The sequence below is a fragment of the Arthrobacter sp. GAS37 genome (assembly GCF_044908325.1).
GTDB lineage: Bacteria > Actinomycetota > Actinomycetes > Actinomycetales > Micrococcaceae > Arthrobacter > Arthrobacter ramosus.
Genome location: NZ_JBIYDB010000035.1, coordinates 15,813 through 40,316 on the forward strand (window position 1 = coordinate 15,813; position 24,504 = coordinate 40,316).

A 24,504-nucleotide genomic window follows, 5' to 3' on the forward strand; every position below is an offset into this window, starting at 1 on the left:
TCTAAACGACGTTAACTGCGAGTCAGTTGGGTCCGGGCGTGGGAGTCAGTGCGTCAGGTCCTTGCCCTTGGTTTCCGGGATCATGAAGGCGAACGCGATTCCGATGGCCAGCAGGATCACGGCGTAGACGTTGAACATGTTGGCCTGGCCGATGCTGCCGAGCCAGGTCTGCAAGTACGGGGCCGTCCCGCCGAAGACCGCTACGCAGATGGAGTACGGGACGCCGACGCCCACAGTGCGGATCTTGGTCGGGAACAGCTCGGCGTACACGGCAGGGACAATCGAGGCGCTGCCGGCGATGAAGAACAACATCACGGACATCGAAACGGCCAGCTGCCACGGGGAATCCTTCAGGAGCCAGGTCATGGGGAAGTGCAGCAACGCCGCACCTGCAGAACTCATGATCAGCACGGGCTTGCGGCCGATACGGTCGGACAGCTTGCCCCAGAACGGCAGCGACGCGATGAACGCAATGTTGCCGATGACGCCGGCCCACAGGGCTGCGCCGCGGTCCATCTTGAGGGTGCTTGCCGCATAACTCGGCGCAACGACGCCCCAGATGTAGTAGACAACGGTGAGGCCGACGGTCAGCCCGATAACCTGCAGGGCCTGTTTGCGGTACTTGACGATCTGCGGCCACATGGGCTCGCGCTTTTCCTTGGGCACCTCGGCTTCGAATGCCTCGGTCTCCTTCATTTTGGCCCGCATGACCAAGGCGTAGATGCCCAGGGCGCCGCCCACCAGGAACGGCACGCGCCAGCCCCAGGCGTTCATGTCGGCCTTGCTCAGCACGCCGGTCAGGATGGCGCCCAGCAAGGTTCCGGCAAGGATGCCGGCGGTTCCGGAGGTGTAGATGAGGGTCGCCCAGAATCCGCGCTTTTCCTTGGGCGCCATTTCGGACAGGTACGTTTGCGACGACGGCAGCTCGCCACCGTGGGCGAGGCCCTGGATGAGGCGGGCCACCAGCAGCATGACGGATGCCAAGGCCCCGACAGCGTGGAAGGTCGGGGCGATACCGATCAGCAGGCTGCCGACAGCGGCGAGGCCGACGGCGAAGGTCATGGACGTCTTGCGGCCGATCCTGTCGCCGATCCAGCCGAAGACGAAGCCGCCGAACGGTCGGGCCACGAATCCGACGGCGAAGATCGCCAGGGTGGAGAGGACGGCGGACGTGGGGTCGGCACTGCTGAAGAGCGCGCTGGCAATGAAAGGCGAGAACGTGGCGTAGATGGCCCAGTCGTACCATTCGACGGCGTTGCCGATGCCGGTGCCGATGAGGGTTCGCAGATGGGACTTGTGAACCTGGACTGTAGCTGAAGTGCCAACGGTGGCGGTCATGTCTTGCTCCAAGATTGGGGTGGGGGCTAGTTGCCGGCGGCGAGGGTGGCGATGCGGGAGACCGCGAGCTCTGCGTAGAGCGCCGCGCCGTCGGACAGGACGCCGTCGTCGAACGTGGCGTAGGGGGAGTGGTTGAACGGTGAGGTGGTGTGGTCCACGCCCCGCGGTACGGCGCTGAGGCCCACGAAGGTTCCCGGAACTTCGGCCAGGACCCGGGAGAAATCCTCCGAGCCACTGATCGGCGTGGCCCAGCGGGAGAGCCGGGAATCGCCGAACATGTCCGAGATGACGTTCTCGGCGGTGTGGGTCTCGTCCTCGTCAGTGACGGTCATGGGGTATTCGCCGCGGTAATCGACGTCTACTTCCAGGCCATGCGCGGAGGCAATGCCTTTGAGGAGCTGCGGAATCGCGGTCATCATCCGGTCGCGGGAGGCTTCCGAGAACGTGCGGATGGTGGCTTCGAAACGCGCGGACTCGGGGATGACGTTGCGCTTGGTACCTGCCTGCAGTACGCCCACGGTCAGGACTACGGGATCGAACATGTTGAACTGCCGAGTGATCATGACCTGCAGGGCGGTCACCATTTCCGCGGCCGCAGTCACGGGGTCCTTGGCCGCATGCGGCGCTGAGCCGTGACCGCCGGCACCGAGGACCGTGACGAAGAGTCCGTCGGAGGCGCTCATCATGACGCCCGGCTTGGTGCAGAACTGGCCATACGGCTCCAGGGAGGAGAAGACATGCATGCCGTAGGCGGCGTCAACACGGCGGCCGGGGGCGTCGAGGACGCCTTCGCGGATCATGTGGCCCGCGCCGTCGAAGCCTTCTTCGCCCGGCTGGAACATCAGGACGACGTCGCCGGCCAGCTGATCGCGCCGCTCGGCCAACAGGGTTGCGGCTCCGGCGAGCATGGACGTGTGGAGGTCATGGCCGCAGGCGTGCATAGCGCCGTCGATCTTCGAGGAGAACTCGACGCCGGTGCGCTCCTGGACGGGAAGGCCGTCCATGTCGGCGCGGAGCAAGACAGCTGGCTTCCGGGCTGAGGCGTGCGGCGCGCCGCCGCGCAAGACTGCGGTGACCGACGTCGTGCTCTCGCCAAGGGTGATTTCGTACGGGAGCCCGTCGAGCGCCTTGAGCACCTTTTCCTGGGTGCGTGGGAGATCCAGGCCGATTTCCGGTTCCTGGTGGAGCTCGTGACGGAACCGGGCGATTTCTCCCTGCATCTCTTTGGCGTCTGAGGCGATCGACATCTGTTCTCCTGTTTCCTGAACGTTTGGTAGGTATCCATAGCCATTGTGGAGTGATTAGTCTCACAATCTTCTAAAGCCCTGAAAAAATTCAAGATCATGCCAGAATTAACAAGAATCATGCATCACCGAGGAGAGGATCGCTGATGGAACTCAGTGAAGAGGACCTCCGGCTGATCAATGCCCTCCAGATCTCGCCGCGGATCAGTTGGTCCGACGCCGCCGAGGTCCTGGACGTCCACGCAACCACGTTGGCCTCCCGATGGGACCGCCTGCGCGAGTCCGGAGCTGCCTGGACCACGGCGCACCTCATGGGCGACCCCAAGCATGCTTGCCTTGCCCTGTTGGACGTGGACTGCGAAATGCACCTCAGGCCCGAGGTCACGGCCGCGCTCGCGGCGATTCCGGAGATCATCACGGTTGAGGAGGCAGCCAGCAACCGGGACCTCATGCTCACCGTGATCACTCAAGACCTGGGCGAATTCAGCAGCCGGCTATTGCCCCAGCTCAAGGAAATCCGGGGACTCACCAAGTACCGGACCTCGCTCTGCACCCGCATCCACACAAGCGGCTATGCGTGGCGGCTCAACGTCCTGAGCCGGGCCGAGCAGCAGGCCCTGCGCGCCCTCGCCGGGCCGGAAGCGCTCAATCCGTCCGCCCCCTACGCACAGGTCACCCCGCTGCCCGAGAGCCATATGGCACTCTTTCCGTTCCTCGCCCGGGATGGAAGGGCGTCCGCCGCGGAAATCGCACGTGCATTGGGACGTCACCCTGCCACGGTCCAGCGGCAGCTCGGCAGGGTGCTCGCGAGCCGGATGCTGTCCTTCCGCTGCGAAATCGCCCAGCAATTCTCCGGCTATCCCATGACGTGCCAGTGGTTCGCGAATGTTCCAGCAGGCCAGCATGAAGCCGCGGCCGCCGAGCTGCGGGCCGTCAGGAACGTCAGGTTCACCGCCTCCACCACGGGCAGCACCAACTTTGTGATCATCATGTGGCTGCGCTCGCTGGCCGAGGTACTGGAGATGGAACTTGCCATCCAGCAGCGCATTCCCGGCATCGAACTCGTCGAAAGCGTCGTGATGCTGAGCACGGCCAAACGGGTCGGCTGGATGCTGAACCCGGACTCGACGGCGACTGGCGCCGTTGTGCCGACCGCCGCCGGTGAGATGCTGCCCGCAATCGAATGGACGACGACGGCGTGACTCACCGGGCCGGGTAGGTGTGCGGCGTCGGAGCGCTATTCAGGGGCTCCATATTGGAAGCTGTGATCCCAGGGATGCACTTGCTCAAATGCCTGCGCGACGTCCAGCAATGTATCGTCAGCAAAATGCCGGCCACTGACTTGCACACCCACTGGAAGCCCGCTGCGGGTACGTCCCACCGGGATGCTGACCGAAGGCTGCCCTGTGAGGTTGGAGAGAAATGCGAACGGTGACCATTGGCGTCCGTCAGCAATTCCACAGTCTCCATCCTCGGGAAATCGCATCCCGACAGGAAATGCCGGAGTGGCTGTGGTAGGCGTTAGGAGAACGTCGTGGAGTTCACCAAACCTTCGCATGGTGTCATAGACGATCTGTCGATTCCTCCGCGCCCGTGTCAGCTCATCACCGGTCCACTGTCGATCAACAAGCTCCCGGATATCCGGAGAAACAGTCACATGATCTGCGAGTTTGCGAAGTTCCTCAAGGTCCGTGTCCATCGCCACTGTTGCCGCAAATATTTCCCGGAGATCCGGCAATGCCGGCAACTGAGGGGACGCTTCCCGGACGATCCATGACTGCCGCGAAGCCACCGCCCTAACGGCCGCCTCGACTATCTCGGCCACTTCGGAGTCAACCTCCGCCCCGGCAAGACTTGGGCTGTACCCAAGGACGAGATCTCTTTGCCGGGATGTTCCGTGTCCCATGTCCAGCGGTACGGAATGCCGATCCCGAACATCCACCCCGGCAATAACCGACATGACCAGTGCGCTGTCAGCGACTGTGCGCGTGATCGGCCCGATGCATTCAAGCGATTCCCAGCTATTTAGACCAGTTCTGAGTGGCAGGCGCGACGACGGGTACAACGGGACCACGCCGAATGTGGGCTTTAGTGCAAAAACGCCACATATGGCTGCCGGAACCCTCAAAGATCCGCCGCCATCACTACCCAGCGCTATCGATCCCATGCCCGCGGCGACGGCGGCTGCGGCACCCCCCGATGAGCCCGCCGCCGTCATGCCAACATCCCACGGGTTGCGTGTCGGGCCGAACAGCTCGTTATCTGTGACGACGCCGTATCCCAACTCTCGAGTATTCGTCTTGCCGATCAGTATGCCTCCGGCCTCGCGGAGCCTTGCCACCGAGATTTCGTCCTGATCCGGAACCCAGTCCTGATGGGCCAAACTTCCCAGTGTTGTACGCAACCCCTTTGTGGGGATGAGGTCCTTCACCGAAAATGGTACGCCGTGCAGTGGACCGGTCGGCTCCCCCGCCGCTTGCCTGCGGTCTGCGGCCCGGGCCTCATCCAATGCTTGATCATTCATGGTGACATAGGCGTTCAGCCTCGGGTTGACGTCAGCGATCCGCTCCAGGACGGCGGTGGTCAGCATTTCTGCGGACCACCGGCCTTCCCGGACTCCTTCAGCCTGTTCAACCGCCGAGAGCTGCCAAAGGATGGCTTTTCTCACGTGGCCTTCTGCCCCGGAGCCAGCTGCATGAGATTCTCGGCCTTCCTCGGCAGGTAACTGCCGTAGCCAGGTTCCTGAGCCAAAGAACCGTCCACCAAGAGCGCACGCCCACGGAGGAAGGAGTGTGTAGGCCATCCCGTAACTGAGCGGTTCTCGTAAAGGCTGTACGTCGCACCCGTGTGCTGCGTACGAGTCTGAATTGTCTCCGTCCGCTTGGGATCGATAATGACCAAATCAGCGTCGGATCCTACTTGGATTGCCCCCTTCTTGGGGTAGAGCCCATAGATTTTCGCAGGATTACTGCTCAGAACGGCAGCAAGCTCCGCCGGATCCAGGCCCCGGCGACTGACCATCTCATCAAACATGATGGGCAGCAGGGTCTCAGTTCCAGGCGCACCGTAGGGTTCTGCGAAAATGTCTGTCGTCTCCGTCAGGCTTTCACGATCACGCGGTGCATGATCGCTTGCGACCACAGAAAGCGTTGCGTCAGAAAGTGCTTGCCAAAGACTGTCGTTGTCGAAGGCCGTCCGCAAAGGCGGCCCAACTTTCGCCAAAGGACCCCGGGCGATGAGGTCGTCATTAGTCAGGGTGAGATACTTCGGACAAGTCTCCCCCCACGCCCTCTGCCCGGCCTTCTGTGCCTCCCGCAGTGCCCGGATGGCGCCGCTCGTTGTCATATGAAGAACGTAGAGCGGGCAATCCATCACCGCGGCGTAAGTCAACGCCCTGATGGTTCCCAGATCCTCTGCTGCTGCCGGTTCCGCTGCCGCGAAATCGCTGATGGCGGTCTTGCCTGCTGCGCGGCTTCCCGCAATAAGGTGGCCGATCATCTCCCCGTCTTCAGCGTGCACCATGGCAAGGCCACCGGCGTCGCGGATCAAACCCAAGCCGCGGAGCAAAAGATTGTCGGGCATCATGATTCCCATGTCCTTATAGGACATAAAGAACTTGACCGAGGCGCTTCCCAGCACCATCAGCTTGGGAATTTCCTTGTCCAGGTCATGCTCAGGTCGCACAATCGTGTGAAGTCCGAAATCTATAACCGATGTACGGCTGCCTAGGTCGATAAAATGCTCGATGGCATCCGACGGAGCCATGTCGATTGGTGCCCGAATTTGGGTAATGGCCGTTGTTACGCCTCCAAAGGCCGCGGAACGATGACTGTCCCCGATTTCATCTGAGTGATCCGTCCAGGTCCTACAATGCACATGCGAATCAATAGCGCCGGGAAGAACGATTCGATCTACGGCTGACACAACATTCTTCGCTGCCATCTGGCTTAGATCCGGTTCCACCGCGGCGATCGTTTCGCCTCGGATTCCGATATCGGCCCGTCGGGTGCCTTCAGGGGTAACGACAGTTCCGCCGACAATGACGACGTCGAAGGGTTCGATGTTGTTCACGAGCTTGTTCACTTTCCGCCGGGAGTTACAGGGTGGTTCGGATGACGCAGATGCCAAGGCGTCTTGCTTTCGTACGCAGCACCAACGTAGAAGAGCATCGGTTCACTGTGCGGCGGTCCACACAACTGCAGCCCGACAGGGAGCCCTTCCTTCGTGAACCCGCACGGCACCGAGAGCGCAGGTAATCCCAAAGTATTTAGAGGAGCCGCATAGCGCGTGTAAACAGTGTGAGCCGCTTCTTCGCCCCTGGATCCAGTACTGATGGAAAGGGTATCCACCGGAGCTGCGGGGACCGGCGTCGTCGGCGTTACGATGACATCCACGTCCTTCCAGACTTCCGAGAATTGGCGGGCAAAGAACCCTCGCAGCCGAGCGGCCTTGAGATACTCACTTGCCATGACCCCTCTGCCTGCTTCCTGTCGCTGTCGGATGTCCTGGCCATACTCAGTCGCTCGATCCCTGATGAGCTCCTCATGAATACTGGACGCTTCCGAAAAGGCAATAGCGCGGTGAACTGGCGCTATGGCAGCTGCGTCCGGCAATACCACCTCATGAACGGTCGCGCCTAAGCTGGCCAGCTCCGTTAGGGCCTGAAGATAAGCGCGCTGTACCCCGTCGTCCAAGCCCATCTCAAGCCAGTTAGTCGGCACGCCAATGCGTAGATCAATCCGATCCCGGGCAGACCCACGGGCCGACGCTTCTTGACAGGACATTCCATACCTCTGCCGTGCCCGACCATCCAGAAGCATGTCCGCGATACTCGCTGTACCGCTGATTGTCTGTGCCAAAACGCCCATGGTTTCGGTAGTCCACGTAAGGGGAACTACCCCGCTTCGATCCATGACACCAAATGTCGGCTTGAGACCCACGATTCCGCAGTGTGCTGCCGGAACCCTGATTGATCCTCCCGGATCAGTGCCAACCGCAGAAGAGACGAGGCCCGCAGCAACAGCGGCTCCGGCACCGCCCGCTGCCCCTCCGGCCGTGCGTGCCAGGTCCCAGGGGTTGCGCATGCTGCCATAGTGATCGTTCGTTCCGGTCGTTCCTGCTGCGAACTCCTGAGTATTGAGCTTGCCGGCGAGCATCGCTCCCTCGCCTTTCAACCGCTTCCAAGCCGCCGCATCTCTGTCAGGAACGAAATCACGCAGAATACTCGATCCCGCAGTCGTAGGGATCCCGGACGTGCAGACCATGTCCTGCAGTCCTATGGGGATGCCTTTCAAAAGACCGCCCGAATCACCGAAATCAGTCTGGGGATCAAGGGTTACGCGGATAAAGGCGTTGAGGGAAGAGTCCCACGTGTCTATCTGGTAGGAGAAGGCCTTTATCACCTCGGAGCGCGTCAGGACACCCCGCGCCGTAAGGTCGGCCAGCACATGTCCGGGAATCCAGGGAAGGCCGTCGAGATCTGGTTCCCGGGCTTCGTCGGTCCGGGAACCGGGGAGCTCAACCGGATCGGGCCGATAAGCCGATGCTTTCACAGGATCGAAGATCAGCGGTGGCGGGTCATCAAAGAGATTGGTAGGACCATGGCCCTGCAGGCTGGCCGCGACCGCATCCATCAAGTCCCCGGCACCCTCTGCGGTGACGTAGTCGAGATTTGGGTTGAGCCATTGAAGTAATTCCGCTCGTGGTTTCAAGGGTCCTCGTAGTTGTTGGTTTGGCTGCTTCACGGCTGCCTCAGTGCATCGGGACAAGGGACTCCTCGACCTCCTCCTCCGTGTTCTTACCGATCGGCTCCCACTTGACGATCGCAAGAGCAATCAGACCCACCACGGGGGCGATAACAAGAGTGAACAGTGTTCCGTAAAGACCAAACGTTGCGAGAAGAATGGGTACCAGGAACAGTGCGGTAAGGCTTCCCGTGCGGTTGGCCGCTTGGGAAAGACCAGCGCCTGCACCGCGGATTTGCGTGGGGTACGACAAAGCCGAGAAGGATTGGGCAGTCGAGCCGGGGCCGAAGGTGTGGAAGCCAATGAAGAGCGCCAGGAGTGCAACCCCGAGCAGAGCCGGCAGCGACTGACCCCAGATTCCGAGAATGACGAGGATAACGCCGACAGCGCCGAAGCCAACGATAGAGAGCCTCCGCAAGCCCAGACGGTTGACCATCGAGCCGGCGAGTAGCGCTCCTACCAATCCGCATGCGTTGGCAGCAATTGACGCCGTGAGAGAAACGTCGACGCTCTTGGAGATGAAAGAGAAAACGATCAATGGCAGGTAAAAGCCGACAGAGGAGAACTGAACGCTTTGGGCCGCGCTGATGAGGACGATGAGGATACTGCGGTTCCGGTACTGCTTGGCGAACAGCATCTTCATGACCTTGAAGAATCCGGGTGAGTCCTTAGCTTCGATGATGTTGAGTGCAGCATTCTTATCCACGGAATAAGGGCGGTTGTTCATTTTGCTCAGAATTCGTGCCGCCTCGGGAAGATCGCCGCGGTTTGCTGCCCACATGGGGCTTTCCGACATGTACTTGAACCGCAGGGCAAGGATAACGATGGCGGGTACAGCGCCCAGGCCAACTGCCCAGCGCCAGAGTTCAGTTCCGACGCCGGCGTGGTTCATGCCGAGTGCGACGAGGAGCCCGACGATGGTGGCGGCGGACCACATGGCCGCTGCCGATTCAACCCATTTGCCCTTCTTCTTCACGGCCATGAATTCAGCGAGGAATGCCATCGCGACGGGCACGTCCAGCCCGACGCCTATGCCGATGAGGAGGCGGAAAAACACGAGCGTCCCGTAGTTGGGCGATAGAGCTGCACCGATCGTGGCGACGACGAACAGCAGTATATTCACCATGAACATCTTCAGCCGGCCGAAGCGATCGACAAAGTAGCCGCCTGAGAAGGCTCCCAGGATGGCTCCAAAGGCCATGACTGCAGTAACTAGGCCCAAAGTCTGGGCATCGAGATGGAACTCCTGCTGAAGTTGGACAGAACCTGCGCTCAGGCTGGTGAAGTCGTAGGCGTCGATAAAGAAACCGCCAAGTGCGATGGTGCCGATCATCCGCGTTCGGCCTCCCAGCCGGGGGGTCTCATTGACTTCGCGGACAACATCGTCCTTCGAGCGAATGATTGTTGCTTCAGTGGGCATAGCCTCTCCTATGTTGGGCCGGGCACCGTGATCAAAGGGGGAATCTGAACGGTGGCGGCTGTTTGATCTACTGAACCGCATTACTTGCCCTCGTGGTAGCCTATTTTTCTTTCGATACCCATAGGATTTGTCTATGGACCTCCGAGGGCTTCAATACTTCGTCTCCTCAGCAGATGCGGGGAGTTTCACCGCCGCGGCGGAGGCGCTGTACGTCAGCCAACCGTCTCTCTCGGAGGGCATCCGGCGATTGGAACGCGAACTCGCAACGCCCCTTTTCCATCGTGTGGGCAAGGGAGTTGTGCTGACCGAGTCCGGTCTTGTTCTTCTTCCGATGGCCCGAAACCTTCTTCGGGACCTGGACGAAGCGCGCGAAGCGATGGTTGCCCTTAAGGGGCTCCAGGGCGGCCACGTTCGTCTAACCTCGCCTCCCGGTCTTAGTGTCGACCCGCTCGCCCAGATTGTTGGCAGATTTCGCGATAAGTACCCCGCCGTAACGTTGTCCATGCTGCCTGCAGAGGACGGCAACCTGGCGACTCAAGCCGTACTGTCCGCTGCATGCGAGATCGGAATTGTCGATCGTCAACCTCACTCCTCGGATCTGGTCGCGCACGTCATCGCCCGCAACGAGATCATGGTCATTTCACCACCAGGGACCGGACACGAGGAGCCCACGCAGATTCCTTTGGAAGCCCTCACTGGGCGCTCATTCATCAGCAGCCTCCCAGGAACCCGTACCCGAACAGTTCTGAATGAAGCGAGGGAGAGCGGGATCGATCTCAGGATCGTCGTTGAAACTCCACACCGTGAAGCCGTTGTGCCCTTGGTCCTGGAAGGGGTCGGAAGCGCGTTTGTTACCAGCTCTGTAGCCCGGGAAGCCCAGAAACAAGGAGCCGTCGCGTCCGCGTTGCAACCACAGATCAGTTACGACGTTTACCTCATCCACCGCTCAAAGCCACTCACACGAGCGGCCGCCGCGTTCGTTAGCCATGCCCTTCTCTTAAGCTCCACCACAATGCCTCAAACACCGGAAACCTAGCGCTAACTCCTGACCCATGCCTTCAATTCTCCGCTGCCGCACTCGGGCTTTCCATAGGGAAGGTGGGTCGCTCAGTCCTAGGAAAACCAGGGAGCGGATGCCCGGGTTATCGCTCCACGACCCGCCGAACGCACCCGCACATGGCTTGCCCTCCTGCAGGCATGGCCGCCCGCCGCGCGCCGGCTCTGTGGCCCCAAACTCGTTTGGGCTTCTAGGCTGGGATGATGACAAGCCACGACTCAACAGCCGGCATACTGCAACGCCCCTATCTCCTGGCGACGGCGGGTGCCTGCGCGTTGGTCTTCCTTGCAGCTTTCGAATCCATGGCGGTCACCACCATCATGCCGCTGGTGAGCCGCGAGCTGGACGGTGCCGGACTCTATGCATTGGCGTTCGCCGGACCGCTCGCCACTGGCGTGATCGGGATGGTGGCCGCAGGAAACTGGGCGGACAGGCGTGGTCCGTCCGCCCCGCTGTACGCATCCGTGGCGCTGTTCGCGGCGGGGCTGCTCATCGCCGGTACGGCCGTTTCCATGCCGATGCTCGTGGCCGGCCGGATGGTCCAAGGCCTTGGCGGCGGCGCAATGACCGTGGCGCTGTATGTGGTGATCGCCCGGGTTTACCCCGCGAGGTTGCACGCCCAAGTTTTTGCCGCGTTCTCGGCGGCCTGGGTCATTCCCTCGATGATCGGTCCCTTCGCCGCCGGCGTGGTTGCCCAGTTGAGCAGCTGGCACTGGGTGTTCCTCGGCGTCGTCGGCCTCGTGGTTCCGGCCTTGGCAATGATCCTCCCCGCCATGCGGGGCGTGCAGTCCACGCCGGACGCGCGGGAGGCGGCCCCGCGGGAGGCAGGCTCCCCGAAGACGGGCTCCCCGAAGACTGCCGCCGGCGAGACGAAGCCCGAAGGCGCCGACGTTCCCTGGGCCTTCGGCCGCATGGGATGGGCAGCGCTCGCGGCCCTTGCGGTTCTCGGCCTGAACCTCTCCGGCCAGGTGCCCGGCGTCGGCTGGGTGATTGCCGCCGTCGCGCTCGTCACGGCGATGCTCGCAGTACGGCCGCTGGTTCCCGGCGGCACGCTCGGCGCGCACCGCGGACTGCCGAGCGTCATTTTGATGCGCGGAGTCGCTTCGGCCGCATTCTTCGGTACCGAGGTTTACGTGCCGTACCTCCTCACGGAGCGATACACCTTCACCCCGGCATTTGCCGGGCTCGCGCTGACTGGATCGGCAATCGCCTGGGCAGCGGCGTCCGCTGTGCAGGGCCGCATGGGTTCCAGGCTTGGCAATGCCCTGGCAGTCCGGATCGGGTCTGCGCTGGTGCTCGGTTCGGTGGTAATTGTCCTCGTGACCACGGTGTTTTCGTGGCCCGCCGCGGTGGCGATTGCTGGTTGGCTGTTCGCGGGCGCCGGGATGGGCCTGATGTACCCGCGCTTGAGTGTCATGACCCTGGCCCTTTCCAAACATGAGGACCAAGGCTTCAACAGTTCGGCAATGTCGATCGCCGATTCCCTCGGCGGCGCCCTCTCGCTCGCCGTGACGGGACTCGTCTTCAGTGCGCTGACGACGACGGCGGCTTCCTTCGCGGGAGTGTTCGCGCTGACGTCGACCATCGCCGTCGTCGGACTCATCATTGCGCCGCGCGTTGCGGTCCGGCAGCCCTTGGGTGCTGAAAGTGCGGGGGACTCCGAGGCGCACCGCGCCGCCGAGGCGGACGACGTGCGGGCCTAGGACGTTCGGGTGGCCCGGAGCACGCTGTCGATGGTGGTGGCGTGTTGGCCATCCGGCCCCGTCACCGCGCGTTCCCGGGAATCGGCAACATTGATCCTCCACGAGCCCGGGCCGCGCGTGAGCGCCTCGACCAAGTCCTCGGGAGTGAAGAACTTGTCCTTCATATCCTTGTGCCCGCTCCAAGGAGTCAGGCCATCAGGATGATGCCCGACCACGAGCAAAGCGCCGCCGGGAGCCACCGCGGACGCGGCCGAGACGAGCGAATCGCGCCACGGAAGAAGCGGAGAATGAAGGAATTGCGAAGACACGAGGTCGAAGCCCTTGTCAGGGCGCCAGGAGCCGAAGTTCCGTTGCAGCCACGTGATGCGGTCCTGCAGACCGACGTCGGCGGCATGGGCTTCTGCCCGTTCAAGCGCGACGGCGGAGACATCCACCGCGGTCACCGTCCAGCCATGCTGGGCGAGCCAGATGGCGTCCGCGCCCTCGCCGCAGCCGAGATCCAGGGCGGTTCCGGGAGCCAGGCCCTTGGCTTCCGCGATCAGCTGGGGATTGGGATTCCCGCTCCACCTCTTCGCCTTTTCCCGGTACACCCCGTCCCAAAACTGCGCCGCGTCGGCGTCGAGTTGGGGTTCGCTGTGAAGGTGGGCTCCGCCGTCGTGCTGGTGCGTCATGGCTCAAGCCTGCCCTGACGTGCCCAGGCGACGCAACGGCCGCCCAAAGGCCCCTGTGGAAAGGCCGGCGACCCACAGATGCTAGAATGGGTTTACTTGATGTGCAGTGATGCCCGCTAGTCCTCGAATTTGGCTTGGTTCCAAACTTGGGAAGTGGGCTTTTTTCATGTGAGAGGCACATCCTGCGTCGATGAACGCGTTTTCTCTGGTCCCGGCCACGGCATATTGCCTACCGGTCGATCACTGACTTTTTCCTCGGCGAACCCTTGGCCCAACCGGCGTCGGGGGACGATGTCCGTTGGACACCGCCAGAAAGACCCTTGAAACACATGACTACTTTTGCTGCCCTTGGCACGCCCAAGGCCATCGCCGAGTCCCTCGCTGCAGATGGCATCGAAGAAGCTTTCCCCATCCAGGTCAAGACCCTCCCGGATACGCTCGCGGGCCGCGACGTCCTGGGCCGTGGCCGCACCGGCTCCGGTAAGACCATCGCTTTCGCTATCCCGCTTGTGGCACGTCTCGCCGAGCGCGAAGCCAAGCACTTCCGCAAGCCCGGCCGCCCGATGGGACTGGTCCTCGCACCGACCCGCGAGCTGGCCACCCAGATCAACGCCACCATCGAGCCGCTGGCCAAGGCCATGGGCCTGAACACCACGGTCATCTACGGTGGCATCTCCCAGGCCCGCCAGGAAAAGGCGCTGCGCGCCGGCGTCGATATTGTCATCGCCTGCCCGGGCCGCCTTGAGGACCTCATCCGCCAGCGCATCCTGACTCTCGAAGCTGTCGAGATCACAGTCCTGGACGAGGCCGACCACATGGCCGATCTCGGCTTCCTCCCGGTGGTCAAGAAGCTCATGGACATGACTCCTACCCAGGGTCAGCGCCTTCTCTTCTCCGCGACGTTGGACAACGGTGTTGACAAACTGGTCAACCGTTACCTGTCCAACCCGCTGACCCACTCGGTGGATGACCCCCAGGCCGCCGTCACCACCATGGAGCACCACGTCCTGGTGGTCAACGACCAGACCGTCAAGAAGCAGCTGATCGTGGAGCTGGCCTCCGGCGCCGGCCGCCGCCTCCTCTTCATGCGGACCAAGCACCACGCACGCAAGTTGGCCAAGACCCTGACCGATTGCGGCATCCCCGCCGTCGATCTCCACGGCAACCTGTCGCAGAATGCCCGTGACCGTAACCTCGCCGAGTTTGCCAGTGGCGAGGTCCGGGTCCTGGTGGCCACCGACGTCGCGGCCCGCGGCGTGCACGTCGACGACGTCGAACTCGTCATCCACGTCGACCCGCCCACAGAGCACAAGGCTTACCTGCACCGCTCCGGCCGTACGGCCCGCGCAGGTTCCGACGGCACCGTGGTCACGCTGACGCTTCCCGAGCAGCAGTCCGACGTCAAGAAGCTCATGAAGGCTGCCGGCGTCGACGTCTCATTCGAGCGCGTCACGGCCAACTCCCCGTTGATAGCCGAGCTGGTGGGCCAGGTTGCCGACAAGGTTGATCCCCGCACCCGTGCGGCATTGCTCGCAGCGAAGACCCAGCAGCCGGGCGGCGGCACCTCCACTGGTGCCAACGCCCAGCGCAAGCGCAACCGCCGTTCCACCCAGGCTGCACCCACTGCGGGTGGCCGTGGTGGTCGCGGTGGCCGTGGCAAGGTTGCGGCCGAGCCCGTGCGCACCGACATCAACCGCGCCGATCGCCGCGCAGCAGCGAACGACGACGTCGCCCGCAGCTCACGTGGACGCGGCAACGCTGCTTCCGGTCACCGCAACGACGTTCCAGGCGCACAGGGCCAGGGTGGTCGCAGCGGACGTCCGGCAACCGGTCAGCGTGCTGCCGCCGGCAACCGCTCGGCTTCGGCTCCGCGCACCGAATCCGCTACTTCCACGCGTACCAGCGGCAACAAGTCCGTATGGTCCTCGAACACGGGTGGCAACTCCGGTGGCTCCTATGGCTCCGGCTCAGGCAACTCGGGTTCCGGCCGTCCGGCCCGCAGCGGCCCGCGCCGTGCCTCTGCTCCGGCGTCGAACGAGCGCCGCGGCCGCTAAGCCACTTTTGGTCTAGTCACTCCACTGGACATGCTCAGCGTGGGCAACGAGGAGTGGGCATATTCCTGATATGTCCACTCTCTGACCCAAGAGCAGGGCATGCTCATTGTCCGTTCGCCAGGTTCTCCGCTGGACATGCTCAACGTGGGCAACAAGGAGTGGACATATTCCTGATATGTCCGTTCCTAGGCCCGAAGAATGAGCATGTCCCTAGGGATTACCAGCCGCGCTCGCGCCATTCCGCAAGGTGTGGCCGCTCTGCACCGAGCGTGGTCGGATCTCCATGGCCAGGATGCACCACGGTGTCATCCGGGTAGGCCTCGAACAGCCGTTCGCTCACGTCGTTCAACAGCGAAGTGAAGCGTGCGGCATCGTTCTGGGTGTTGCCAACCCCTCCCGGGAACAACGAGTCGCCGCTGAAAATGTGCGCGGGCCCTTCAGGGTCCAGGTACACGTAGGCGATTGAACCCGGAGTGTGGCCGCGCAAGTGCACCGCGGTGATGTCGAAACCGTCGAAGTTTCCCACGTCGCCATGGCGCAGCGGCACGTCCACGGGCACAGGCAGCGCGTCGGCGTCGTCCACTCCGGCCGAGGTCTTCGCGCCCGTAACTTCCACCAACCCGGGAAGCGCGCGGACGTGGTCCCAGTGCTGGTGCGTTGTGGCGATCAGGGCCAGTTTCGGCGTGGCCGTGGTGTCCGCGGCCGAGTCTTCGATCATCTGTTGGATGGCCGGAAGGTCGTCCGCGGCATCGATCAGGAGTTGCGCGCCGCTTGCCTTGGCAGTGAGCAGATACACGTTGTTGTTCATCTCGCTGACCGAGATTCGCCGGATGGTGATGTCGCGCAGTGAATGAATGAGTGAGTCCATTCGTCCACTCTACGGAAGCTGCCTGGGGCTTACCGCCTATTCGCGGCCCTGCGAAACCCAGGTGGGATCCGCGGACCGTGAGCCGACGACGGCGTCCGCGGCGCCGTCGAGCACGTCCAGTTGGGCGGCGCTCAACTCGAGCGACAGGGCGCCCAGGTTCTCATCGATCCGATTCGCTTTGCGCGTGCCGGGGATGGGGACCACGCTGAGCTGGAGGCGGCGGCCCTGGGCGAAAAGCCAGGCCAAAGCCACCTGGGCGGGAGTTGCACCCCGGCCGGTGCTCCCGGACAGCTCGGTGGCCACGGCACGCACCGCGGCAACAACCGCCTGGTTGGCGTCGAGTGCGCCGTCGGCAAAACGGGGGATGCGGTGCCGGAAATCGTTCTCGCCGAGTTGATCGGCGCTGACGGTTCCGGTGAGGAAGCCCCGGCCAAGCGGCGAATAGGGCACGAAGCCCACACCCAGCTCTGCCGCAGTCGGGACGACGTTGCGCTCAACGTCCCGGCTCCAGATGGACCACTCGCTCTGCACGGCGGCGATCGGGTGCACGGCGTTGGCTTCCCTCAGCTCCTCGGCTGTCACTTCAGACAGGCCAAGGTGCCGGACTTTGCCTGCCCGGACAAGCTCTGCCATGGCCTCCACGGTTTCCACAATCGGAACGCGGAGGTCGCGGCGGTGCATGTAGTAGAGGTCGATGACGTCGGTGCCCAGGCGGCGGAGGCTCGCTTCCGCCGCCTGGGCCACGTACGCGGTATCTCCCCGGACATCGGTGTAGCCCTCGCGTGGGTTGCCCACGATTCCGAACTTGGTGGCCAACTGGACCTCGTCGCGGCGATCCTTCAGCAGCTTCGCGATCAGTTCCTCGTTGTCGCCCGCGCCGTAAATATCCGCGGTGTCAATGAAGCTGATGCCGGCATCCACGGCGTGATGCAGCGTCTTGAGGGATTCGGCGGGATCCACCTCGCCGTAAACGGGCGTCAGTGCCATCCCGCCGAAACCTAGGGGGCTCACGGTCAGGCCATCGCCGAGCTGTACGTTCGTGGTTTCCGGGCTCATGGTAGTTCTCCTTCGCCGAGTGTTCGTCTCATCGCTGGCAACTCCGTGGGGCGGGGGAGTATTCCGCGCTTATGGCCGGGCCGGCTCGGCCACTTCCAACGCTTCAGTGGGAAGGGCCTTCAGCCCGGCCGCGCAACCAACGATTCCCGCAATGAACAGCAGCTTGAGCGGGCTGGCCGGTTCGACGCCGGTGGCCATGGCCCAGCCGACCGTCAGTGCTGCTCCGATCCCGACCCAGACGGCGTAGGCCGTTCCCAGGGGAATCCGCTTCACTGCGATGCCGAGGCCGATCATGCTGAGGCTTGCAGTGACGGCGAAGACCACGGTGGGGGGGGCTTGGCTGAAGCCGTCGGATAGTCCGAGGGCCGTCGCCCACACAGCTTCGAGCACGGCGGAGGCCAGCAGAATGGCCCATGCAAACTTGGCGGTCATGGCTACGCCACCACCTTTAAACCGACCACGCACACACCGATCCCGGCGAGCAGGAGCAGCCGGGCCGCCGTCGGGCGCTCAACTTTGGTGATCATCGCGTAAGCGGCTGTGAGGACGACGCCGACTCCCACCCACACCGCATACGCGGTTCCGGTGGGAATGGACTGCATCGCGAAGGCCAGGCCCGCGGTGCTCGCAATCACGGTGACCAGGAAGATCGCGGAGGGGACCGGTTTGCGGAAGCCGTTGGAACGGTGGAGCGCTGCGGCCCAGACGGCCTCAAGCGCGCCGGACAGAATGAGGATTAACCACGACATGACAGATCCTTTGGCCAGTCTTGTCGCGTGCCGGGTACTGAACCGTCGTCCGGAGGTCCCTGTGCGGGCCTTGCTTCGAGGCTAGCAAAGCCCGACGCCGGGTGGCCAGCTTTGGTGGCGAGCCTCACCAAGGGACATACGCGGTCGCGGGCCTAATCGAGGGACATGTCCAGTGCTGGGGTGAGCGTGTGGGCATATTGCTGTTATGTCCAGTGCTGGGACCTAGGAGTGCGCATGCTCCACGCGGTCGATGGAGATGACGGCGATGAATCCACGGCCCAGGATTTCCGGGCTGCGGGTGTCGGAACCTACTACTGCGTCGTAGCGGGCGAGTTCGACGGATTCGGCGGTCGGTGCGGCAGCCTCCCCGTCCGAGCTGTCCGCAGGAACAGCCGTTTCCGCAGCTTCCGCGCCGGGACTAACTGAAGCCTTGCCCTCCAAAAGGAGGGCCAACTGGCCTTCGAACACGGGGTGTGCGCGCTTCTTGGAGAGCTCGACGATGGACGTGTAGCCCTTGAATTCGCCTGCCCGGGCGATCACGTTGAGGTCCCGGATGTCGCCAGTCGGGAGTGCGCTGGCAGAGGCCGCCTCGCCGGAAAACCGGAACGGCCGATACTTTTCCAAGGGGTGTTCTTCGCCGTCCACCGTGAGCAGCAGCAATTCGCCGTCGATCACTGTGATGACGCGCTCCATGCCCGGGAACGTCGAGAAATCGCCGGCCGATCCGACGTCGGCGATGCTGACCCGCCAGTCCCACGCTCCGTCTTGCGCCGACGCCGCTTTCGGATGGCTTGCGAGTTCGCGGGTCACCCCGCCTCCGTTGCGCCACGGTTCGGGTTTGAGCTCGGCAAAGCGGATGATCTCCATGCGCTCCAGCCTAGCCCGAGCCAGCCTTTGGCTGATTGAACGCTCGCGTAACATCGGTGCAACCTTGGCACGGTTCAACAATCCCGGACGCCCTTGCTAACGTCGTAGGGAGATAAACGGTTGGAGGCGCGGAATGTTCGTCAAAGTGTGTGGCTTGAGCACGCCTGAATCCGTGCAGGCCGCCGTCGAGTCCGGTGCAGACGCCGTGGGTTTCGTGCTGACGAAGAGTCCCCGCGAGGTATCGCCCGACCGTGCCCGAGACTTGCTGGTCCATGTACCGGAAGGTGTCACTGCCGTCGGGGTCTTCCGTCACGAGGCAGCCGCCGACGCCGTCGCAACCGCCCGCGAGGCCGGCCTCGAATGGGTCCAGCTGCACGGAAGCCGCTCGCCGGAAGACGTTAAGACCGTGCACGACGGCGGCATGCGGCTCATCCGGGCCGTCACCATGGGTGCCGCTCCGGACGAGTTCGGGGAGTGGGGCGAGGAACTTCTGCTGATCGACGCCGCTGTGCCGGGTTCGGGTGAGGCGTGGGACTATGCCTCGGTCCGGAAACTGGGCCTGGGTGCGCGCCACTGGTTGTTGGCTGGCGGGTTGACCCCGTCCAACGTCGGAGCCGTCGTGCTCGAAGCCGAGGCCTGGGGCGTCGACGTGTCCAGCGGCGTGGAGTCCTCGCGTGGGGTGAAGGACCTCGACCTCGTGCGCGCCTTCGTCCAAGCCGCAAAATCCTGAGCCCCCTCCAAATCGCTCGCTCACCTTTAACGCCCTTTCGCCAAACGCTCGCTCAGATGATGTGAGCGAGGGTCCGCGGTTTTGCCCCCAAAAGCGAGCGAGCGTCGCAAGAAACCCTTGACAGCCGCCGTCCGCAGACCGGCTCAGTCTCATCTTCTCGGCTCTTGCCGACCCCACCCGAAGGGCCATTCTGGCCCGGCTTTCGGAGGGCGAGGCCACCGTGAACGAACTTGCCGAACCGTTCGACATCAGCCTTCCCGCCGTCTCGCGGCATCTCAAGGTCCTGGAAAACGCGGGGCTGATCAGCCGGAGCCGGAATGCGCAATGGCGGTCTTCCAAGCTGGAAGCGGAACCACTGCGCGAAGCCACCGAATGGATGGACAAATACAGGCGTTTCTGGGATGCCAGCTTTATCCGCCTCGACGCCCACCTACGCAAGATTCAGAACGATTCAAAGGATCCAGGAGTCAAGCAATGAACACGGAACAGCACATCCTCACCATGACCCGCGAATTCGATGCCCCGCGCGAGCTCGTCTTCGAAGCTTTCGTGGACCCCGACCAGCTCGCCGCATGGTTCGGGCCGGTGGGCGTGGATTCGCCGCGCGACCGGATAGTCGTCGACCCCCGGGTGGGCGGAGTCTGGCAGCTCGTCATGAGCTGGGAGGAGGACGGCGTTGCCAAGGAATCACCCATCGACGCCGTCATCACCGCGTACGATCCGCCGGCCCTGCTGGTCGCCACCCAGAAAGCAGAGCCCGACGCCGGGATCACACTTTTGCTGGAAATGCGCCTTGAGTTCGAGGTACTGGATGGCGGCCGTACGCGGCTTCATCTCACGCAGGGTCCCTTCGACTCCGACGAATGGGTGGACATGACCCGCGAGGGATGGGGCACCTCGTTCACCAAACTGGACATCTTGCTGGTGCGGGAATAGGGAAGCGGTCTAAATGGGACCGGAAGTCAACTTGGAAGGCCAGGGCCCATCCGGGCTAGACTCCACGGCGGGGACAGAATGCCATTGCTCTGGAGGCCGAACGGTTCCGGAGACAGACGATCAAGCAGAATGCGACCTTTGAAAATCCTTCAGAAACGTCTCAACAGTCCTATCCGACACCTGACAGTCGCCCTCTTCGCCGCACTGGCGCTGTCCGGCTGCTCCACACAGGGAGGGGGCTCGGCCGCGGCGGGCACGCCGTCGTCCTCTTCTGCGGGCGACTCCGCAACCGCAAGCGCAAGCCCAACTCCTTCATCGGGGCCATTCGGGGGCTTCGCCTCGGCAGCCGAAATGTGCTCCACCATCTCTAAAGAAGCGACGGGAGCTTCGTTGCTGCCAATGTCTGCGGCGCAGGGAAAGACCGCCGAGCTGGAGCAATACAAGGCAGAACTCGCCGCCACGGCGGATCGCGTCCCGGACGCGCTCAAGGCTGATTTCACCAATCTCAAGGACACTGCGATCGCAGGTCTGAAAGACCAGACTGTCTACTCGAGCGGCAAGTTCGAAAAGGCGATGGCTCCCGTTACCACTTGGCTGAGCGCCAACTGCAAGTAGTCCTTTATCCACTTAAGCGAATGAACAGGTAGCGCGGTCCCGGCGCCGCGGCAAGAATGGCTTTATGCAGCTGCCAGTCATGCCCCCTGTCGCACCCATGCTTGCCAAGGCGGTTGGCGCCATCCCGGACGGCGCCATGAGCTACGAGCCTAAATGGGATGGTTTCCGCTCCGTCGTTTTTCGTGACGGTGACGACGTCGAAATCGGTAGTCGCAACGAGAAGCCCATGAACCGGTACTTCCCGGAGCTCATCGAGGCGTTGAAGGCAAACCTGCCGGAACGCTGCGTCCTCGACGGTGAGATCATCCTGGTCGGCAGCTCCGGTGACCGCTTGGACTTTGAAGCCCTCCAGCAACGCATCCATCCGGCAGCCAGCAGGGTCAAGCTGTTGTCCGAGCAGACGCCGGCGAAATTCGTGGCCTTCGACCTGCTCGCCCTTGGCGATGAGGACTTCACGGGACGGCCCTTCGCCGAACGGCGGGCAGCGCTTGAACAAGCACTTGCAGGCGCCGCCGCTCCCATCCACCTCACCGCGGCAACCCGGGACAAGGGAACGGCAGAGCAGTGGTTCAACCAGTTCGAGGGCGCAGGCCTGGACGGCCTGCTCGCCAAGCCGCTGGATGGTACCTACCAACCGGACAAGCGCGTGATGTTCAAGGTCAAACACCAGCGGACCGCCGACTGCGTTGTGGCCGGCTACCGGGTTCATAAGACCGGTGACGACCTTATTGGTTCACTATTGTTGGGGCTTTATGACGACGGCGGCCGGCTATCCAACGTCGGCGTGGTGGGATCCTTCTCGATGCACAGACGCAAGGAACTGTTCGACGAACTCCAACCCCTCGTGACTGCGTTCGATGGGCATCCCTGGGCATGGGCCAAGCAGGAGGAAGGCAGCCGGACACCCCGCAACGCCGAAGGCAGCCGCTGGAGCGCAGGGAAGGACCTGTCGTTCACGCCCCTGCGGCCCCAACTCGTTGTGGAAGTGGCTTACGACCATATGGAAGGGGAGCGGTTCAGACACACCACGCAGTTCGTGCGGTGGCGGCCGGACAGGGATCCGGGGTCGTGCACCTATGAGCAGCTTGAGGAACCCGTGAAGTTCGATTTGTCAGCGGTCCTGGACACCGGGAAACGATAAATCAGGGGGATTTCAGGGCGAACCCCTAGGCCCAGTCCGCGTTCCGCAGGGGACAATGGGAGATATGAAAACGCTGCTCAACATCATCTGGCTCGTCTGCGGCGGCTTCGTTCTGGCCTTGGGTTATTTCATGGCCGGAATTGTCTGCTGCTTGTTGATCGTCACCATCCCGTGGGGCATCGCGTCGTTCCGGATTGCCTCGTACACGCTCTGGCCGTTTGGGCGCATGGTCGTGGACAAGCCCGGAGGCGGGGGAGTCTTCCCCCTCATCGGCAATGTCATTTGGTTGCTGGTTGCGGGCATTTGGATCGCGATCGGCCACGTGGTCACGGCCTTCGCCATGGCCATCACTATCATCGGGATCCCCCTGGCCATCGCCAACCTGAAGCTCATTCCGGTATCGCTCATGCCGCTGGGCAAGCAAATCGTGCCTAGCAACCGCCCGTTCGTCAGCACCTACCACTAGCTCTTCCCGCGTCGGGCATCCGGCGCCATGGACTGTTCCGGAGTAGCGTAGGCCGTGTCTGCACTGCCTCCCCTCGAAAGGAACAGTCCATGTCCGCCGCCAGGAACACCGTTGCCAAGAACATCGTCGCCACCCTCAAAGCCAACAACGTCCAGCGCGTCTACGGGATCCCCGGGGATTCGCTGAACGGATTCACGGACGCACTGAGGGAGGAAGAGAGCATCCGTTGGGTGCATGTCCGCCACGAGGAAGCCGCGGCGTTGGCGGCCGCAGCCGAGGCGGGCCTCACGGATGAATTGGCGGTGTGCGCCGGATCCTGCGGCCCTGGCAACCTGCACCTGATCAACGGCCTCTACGACGCCAACAAGTCCAGGGTTCCCGTGTTGGCCATCGCCGCCCACATTCCCAGCGAAGAGATCGGCAGCCAGTACTTCCAGGAGACCCATCCCCAGGAGTTGTTCCGGGAGTGCAGCGTTTACGTCGAGCACGTCGCCCATCCTTCGCAGATGCCCAGGGTCTTGGAAATCGCCATGCGGACGGCGATCGAGAAGCGCGGTGTCGCCGTCGTCGTGATTCCCGGAGACGTCGCCCTCGCGGAGGCGCAAAGCAACCGGACAGCGGTGATCCGGGCCGCCCGTCCGGAGATCCGGCCCAACCCGCAGGAGCTCGCCGAGGCAGCGGACATTCTCAACGCTGCCGGCAAAGTCACCATCTTGGCCGGCGCCGGCACTGCGGGTGCGCACCCCGAGGTCATGGCCTTGGCGGACGCGCTGGGCGCGCCGATCGTCCACGCAATGCGCGGCAAGGAGCACATCGAATACGACAACCCGTTCGACGTCGGCATGACGGGCCTTTTGGGGTTCAGTTCGGGCTATCGCGCGATGGAGAGCTGCGAGGCCTTGCTCATGCTGGGCACCGATTTTCCGTACCAGCAGTTCTACCCGGAGAGCGCCAAGATCATCCAGGTGGATATCCGGGGCGAGCAGCTTGGCAGGCGGGCCAGGATCGATCTTGGCCTTGTGGGCACGGTCAAGGACACCGCGGCTTCGCTGCTGCCGTTGATCGAACGCAAGGGGAAACGAACACACTTGAGTACTTCGCTCAAGCATTACGCCAAGTCCCGCGCCAAACTCGACGACCTCGCCTCTCCGGCAAAGGACGGCCAGCCCATCCATCCGCAGTTCGTGGGAAGGCTAGTGGACGAGTTGGCGGCACCGGATGCGGTTTTCACGTGCGACGTCGGGTCCCCCACTGTGTGGGCGGCCCGGTACCTGGGTATGAACGGCCGACGCCGGCTGCTCGGCTCGTTCAACCACGGAACCATGGCCAATGCACTGTCGCACGGAATCGGCGCGGCGGCCGCGTACCCCGGGCGCCAAGTGGTGGCACTGGCCGGCGACGGCGGCCTGACCATGCTGCTCGGCGAGCTGATCACCTTGGTGCAGAACAAGCTCCCGGTCAAAGTGGTGGTCTTCAACAACTCCTCGCTGAACTTCGTGGAGCTCGAAATGAAGGCCGCGGGGTTCGTCAATTTCGGCACGGAGCTCGAGAATCCGGACTTCGCCAAACTAGCAGAAGCTCTGGGCATCCGCGGTATCCGGGTGGACAACTCCTCCGGGCTGAAGGCGGGACTGGCTGAAGCCTTCGCCCACGACGGCCCGGCCCTCATCGACGTCCGCACGGCCCGGCAGGAACTGTCCATTCCGCCGGCAATCAGCGCCGAACAGGTCAAGGGCTTCACTCTCTACGCGATCCGGACGGTCCTCTCCGGCCGCGGCGACCAGCTCATCGACCTCGCGAAGACCAACATCCGCCAGATTTTCTAGTCGGAGCTGACCGAGCCCC

23 protein-coding genes and 1 riboswitch are annotated in these 24,504 nt (G+C 63.1%); of the genes, 11 read left to right on the plus strand and 12 right to left on the minus strand.

All coding sequences use genetic code 11. From position 1 onward, the window contains the following. Window positions 1-45: 45 nt before the first annotated feature. Window positions 46-1,338, minus strand: coding sequence for an MFS transporter (locus tag ABH924_RS19950; RefSeq protein ID WP_404501634.1), 1,293 nt, complete (start codon window positions 1,336-1,338; stop codon window positions 46-48). A 26-nt stretch (window positions 1,339-1,364) separates the two neighbouring features. Then, window positions 1,365-2,585, minus strand: coding sequence for a M20 family metallopeptidase (locus ABH924_RS19955; RefSeq protein WP_404501636.1), 1,221 nt, complete (start codon window positions 2,583-2,585; stop codon window positions 1,365-1,367). A 143-nt stretch (window positions 2,586-2,728) separates the two neighbouring features. On the opposite strand from ABH924_RS19955, the gene ABH924_RS19960 reads away from it, so the two are divergent. After that, window positions 2,729-3,784 carry an Lrp/AsnC family transcriptional regulator gene (locus ABH924_RS19960; RefSeq protein WP_404501638.1) on the plus strand — a complete coding sequence of 352 codons (1,056 nt, stop codon included), beginning with the start codon at window positions 2,729-2,731 and terminating at the stop codon, window positions 3,782-3,784. A gap of 35 nt (window positions 3,785-3,819) precedes the next feature. Here the strand turns inward: ABH924_RS19960 and ABH924_RS19965 are convergent, their stop codons facing one another. The 4 genes from ABH924_RS19965 to ABH924_RS19980 are packed head-to-tail and all read right to left on the minus strand — an operon-like array spanning window position 3,820 to window position 9,746. Further along, window positions 3,820-5,250 carry an amidase gene (locus ABH924_RS19965; protein ID WP_404501640.1) on the minus strand — a complete coding sequence of 477 codons (1,431 nt, stop codon included), beginning with the start codon at window positions 5,248-5,250 and terminating at the stop codon, window positions 3,820-3,822. Next, window positions 5,247-6,653, minus strand: coding sequence for a dihydroorotase family protein (locus ABH924_RS19970; RefSeq protein WP_404501642.1), 1,407 nt, complete (start codon window positions 6,651-6,653; stop codon window positions 5,247-5,249). The genes ABH924_RS19965 and ABH924_RS19970 overlap by 4 nt, the downstream gene beginning before the upstream one ends. Before the next feature lie 8 nt (window positions 6,654-6,661). Next, window positions 6,662-8,293, minus strand: coding sequence for an amidase (locus ABH924_RS19975; protein WP_404501644.1), 1,632 nt, complete (start codon window positions 8,291-8,293; stop codon window positions 6,662-6,664). A gap of 40 nt (window positions 8,294-8,333) precedes the next feature. Continuing rightward, the gene (locus ABH924_RS19980; RefSeq protein WP_234754708.1) at window positions 8,334-9,746 is read right to left on the minus strand and encodes an MFS transporter; all 1,413 of its coding nucleotides are present in this window, start codon (window positions 9,744-9,746) and stop codon (window positions 8,334-8,336) included. Between the two features lie 133 nt (window positions 9,747-9,879). Here ABH924_RS19980 and ABH924_RS19985 point away from each other — a divergent pair, with 133 nt between their 5' ends. Beyond that, window positions 9,880-10,782: a LysR family transcriptional regulator gene (locus ABH924_RS19985; protein ID WP_404501646.1), complete on the plus strand. Its 903-nt coding sequence runs from the start codon at window positions 9,880-9,882 to the stop codon at window positions 10,780-10,782. 224 nt (window positions 10,783-11,006) lie between these two features. Then, complete coding sequence (locus ABH924_RS19990) at window positions 11,007-12,506, plus strand: MFS transporter (protein WP_404501648.1); 1,500 nt, start codon at window positions 11,007-11,009, stop codon at window positions 12,504-12,506. Here the strand turns inward: ABH924_RS19990 and ABH924_RS19995 are convergent. Beyond that, entirely contained in the window at window positions 12,503-13,177 is a 675-nt protein-coding gene (locus ABH924_RS19995; protein ID WP_404501650.1) for an SAM-dependent methyltransferase, read from the minus strand. The two genes, ABH924_RS19990 and ABH924_RS19995, sit on opposite strands and share 4 nt — an antisense overlap. Window positions 13,178-13,506: 329 nt before the next feature. Between ABH924_RS19995 and ABH924_RS20000 the strand changes: the two genes are divergently transcribed. Further along, entirely contained in the window at window positions 13,507-15,231 is a 1,725-nt protein-coding gene (locus ABH924_RS20000) for a DEAD/DEAH box helicase (RefSeq protein WP_404501652.1), read from the plus strand. Between the two features lie 217 nt (window positions 15,232-15,448). On the opposite strand, the gene ABH924_RS20005 is transcribed toward ABH924_RS20000, so the two are convergent. The 5 genes from ABH924_RS20005 to ABH924_RS20025 all read right to left on the minus strand — a co-directional run bounded on the left by ABH924_RS20005 (window position 15,449) and on the right by ABH924_RS20025 (window position 18,771). Continuing rightward, window positions 15,449-16,099 carry an MBL fold metallo-hydrolase gene (locus ABH924_RS20005; RefSeq protein ID WP_404501654.1) on the minus strand — a complete coding sequence of 217 codons (651 nt, stop codon included), beginning with the start codon at window positions 16,097-16,099 and terminating at the stop codon, window positions 15,449-15,451. A gap of 36 nt (window positions 16,100-16,135) precedes the next feature. Beyond that, complete coding sequence (locus ABH924_RS20010) at window positions 16,136-17,155, minus strand: aldo/keto reductase (RefSeq protein ID WP_404501656.1); 1,020 nt, start codon at window positions 17,153-17,155, stop codon at window positions 16,136-16,138. Window positions 17,156-17,224: 69 nt separating this feature from the next. Next, window positions 17,225-17,587 carry a DMT family transporter gene (locus tag ABH924_RS20015; RefSeq protein ID WP_404501658.1) on the minus strand — a complete coding sequence of 121 codons (363 nt, stop codon included), beginning with the start codon at window positions 17,585-17,587 and terminating at the stop codon, window positions 17,225-17,227. Window positions 17,588-17,589: 2 nt separating this feature from the next. Further along, entirely contained in the window at window positions 17,590-17,904 is a 315-nt protein-coding gene (locus ABH924_RS20020; RefSeq protein ID WP_234754723.1) for a multidrug efflux SMR transporter, read from the minus strand. Window positions 17,905-17,913: 9 nt separating this feature from the next. Beyond that, window positions 17,914-17,979: riboswitch (guanidine-III (ykkC-III) riboswitch) on the minus strand. Window positions 17,980-18,126: 147 nt separating this feature from the next. Beyond that, on the minus strand, window positions 18,127-18,771 hold the full coding sequence (locus tag ABH924_RS20025) for a HutD family protein (protein ID WP_234754724.1): 645 nt from the start codon (window positions 18,769-18,771) through the stop codon (window positions 18,127-18,129). Window positions 18,772-18,904: 133 nt separating this feature from the next. Between ABH924_RS20025 and ABH924_RS20030 the strand changes: the two genes are divergently transcribed. The 7 genes from ABH924_RS20030 to poxB all read left to right on the plus strand — a co-directional run bounded on the left by ABH924_RS20030 (window position 18,905) and on the right by poxB (window position 24,485). Then, on the plus strand, window positions 18,905-19,501 hold the full coding sequence (locus tag ABH924_RS20030) for a phosphoribosylanthranilate isomerase (RefSeq protein WP_404501661.1): 597 nt from the start codon (window positions 18,905-18,907) through the stop codon (window positions 19,499-19,501). A 151-nt stretch (window positions 19,502-19,652) separates the two neighbouring features. Further along, entirely contained in the window at window positions 19,653-19,979 is a 327-nt protein-coding gene (locus tag ABH924_RS20035) for an ArsR/SmtB family transcription factor (protein ID WP_404501685.1), read from the plus strand. Continuing rightward, the gene (locus ABH924_RS20040; RefSeq protein ID WP_404501663.1) at window positions 19,976-20,437 is read left to right on the plus strand and encodes an SRPBCC domain-containing protein; all 462 of its coding nucleotides are present in this window, start codon (window positions 19,976-19,978) and stop codon (window positions 20,435-20,437) included. Before ABH924_RS20035 ends, ABH924_RS20040 begins: the two co-directional genes overlap by 4 nt. Before the next feature lie 138 nt (window positions 20,438-20,575). Next, window positions 20,576-21,052 carry a hypothetical protein gene (locus ABH924_RS20045; protein ID WP_404501665.1) on the plus strand — a complete coding sequence of 159 codons (477 nt, stop codon included), beginning with the start codon at window positions 20,576-20,578 and terminating at the stop codon, window positions 21,050-21,052. 64 nt (window positions 21,053-21,116) lie between these two features. Continuing rightward, a complete protein-coding gene (locus tag ABH924_RS20050) occupies window positions 21,117-22,193 on the plus strand; it encodes an ATP-dependent DNA ligase (protein ID WP_404501667.1) in 1,077 nt (358 codons plus the stop codon). Window positions 22,194-22,257: 64 nt separating this feature from the next. After that, window positions 22,258-22,659, plus strand: coding sequence for a YccF domain-containing protein (locus ABH924_RS20055; RefSeq protein WP_404501669.1), 402 nt, complete (start codon window positions 22,258-22,260; stop codon window positions 22,657-22,659). An 89-nt stretch (window positions 22,660-22,748) separates the two neighbouring features. Continuing rightward, complete coding sequence (poxB, locus tag ABH924_RS20060) at window positions 22,749-24,485, plus strand: ubiquinone-dependent pyruvate dehydrogenase (protein ID WP_404501671.1); 1,737 nt, start codon at window positions 22,749-22,751, stop codon at window positions 24,483-24,485. Window positions 24,486-24,504 lie beyond the last annotated feature (19 nt).

Coding starts and splice junctions, on each gene's coding strand:
- ABH924_RS20050 (WP_404501667.1), top strand. CDS start 21,117: ATGCAGCTGCCAGTCATGCCCCCTGTCGCACCCATGCTTGCCAAGGCG.
- ABH924_RS19960 (WP_404501638.1), top strand. CDS start 2,729: ATGGAACTCAGTGAAGAGGACCTCCGGCTGATCAATGCCCTCCAGATC.
- poxB (WP_404501671.1), top strand. CDS start 22,749: ATGTCCGCCGCCAGGAACACCGTTGCCAAGAACATCGTCGCCACCCTC.
- ABH924_RS20025 (WP_234754724.1), bottom strand. CDS start 18,771: ATGGAGATCATCCGCTTTGCCGAGCTCAAACCCGAACCGTGGCGCAAC.
- ABH924_RS20020 (WP_234754723.1), bottom strand. CDS start 17,904: ATGTCGTGGTTAATCCTCATTCTGTCCGGCGCGCTTGAGGCCGTCTGG.
- ABH924_RS20010 (WP_404501656.1), bottom strand. CDS start 17,155: ATGAGCCCGGAAACCACGAACGTACAGCTCGGCGATGGCCTGACCGTG.
- ABH924_RS20000 (WP_404501652.1), top strand. CDS start 13,507: ATGACTACTTTTGCTGCCCTTGGCACGCCCAAGGCCATCGCCGAGTCC.
- ABH924_RS20005 (WP_404501654.1), bottom strand. CDS start 16,099: ATGGACTCACTCATTCATTCACTGCGCGACATCACCATCCGGCGAATC.
- ABH924_RS19980 (WP_234754708.1), bottom strand. CDS start 9,746: ATGCCCACTGAAGCAACAATCATTCGCTCGAAGGACGATGTTGTCCGC.
- ABH924_RS19995 (WP_404501650.1), bottom strand. CDS start 13,177: ATGACGCACCAGCACGACGGCGGAGCCCACCTTCACAGCGAACCCCAA.
- ABH924_RS20055 (WP_404501669.1), top strand. CDS start 22,258: ATGAAAACGCTGCTCAACATCATCTGGCTCGTCTGCGGCGGCTTCGTT.
- ABH924_RS20040 (WP_404501663.1), top strand. CDS start 19,976: ATGAACACGGAACAGCACATCCTCACCATGACCCGCGAATTCGATGCC.
- ABH924_RS19955 (WP_404501636.1), bottom strand. CDS start 2,585: ATGTCGATCGCCTCAGACGCCAAAGAGATGCAGGGAGAAATCGCCCGG.
- ABH924_RS20030 (WP_404501661.1), top strand. CDS start 18,905: ATGTTCGTCAAAGTGTGTGGCTTGAGCACGCCTGAATCCGTGCAGGCC.
- ABH924_RS20015 (WP_404501658.1), bottom strand. CDS start 17,587: ATGACCGCCAAGTTTGCATGGGCCATTCTGCTGGCCTCCGCCGTGCTC.
- ABH924_RS19950 (WP_404501634.1), bottom strand. CDS start 1,338: ATGACCGCCACCGTTGGCACTTCAGCTACAGTCCAGGTTCACAAGTCC.
- ABH924_RS19990 (WP_404501648.1), top strand. CDS start 11,007: ATGACAAGCCACGACTCAACAGCCGGCATACTGCAACGCCCCTATCTC.
- ABH924_RS19985 (WP_404501646.1), top strand. CDS start 9,880: ATGGACCTCCGAGGGCTTCAATACTTCGTCTCCTCAGCAGATGCGGGG.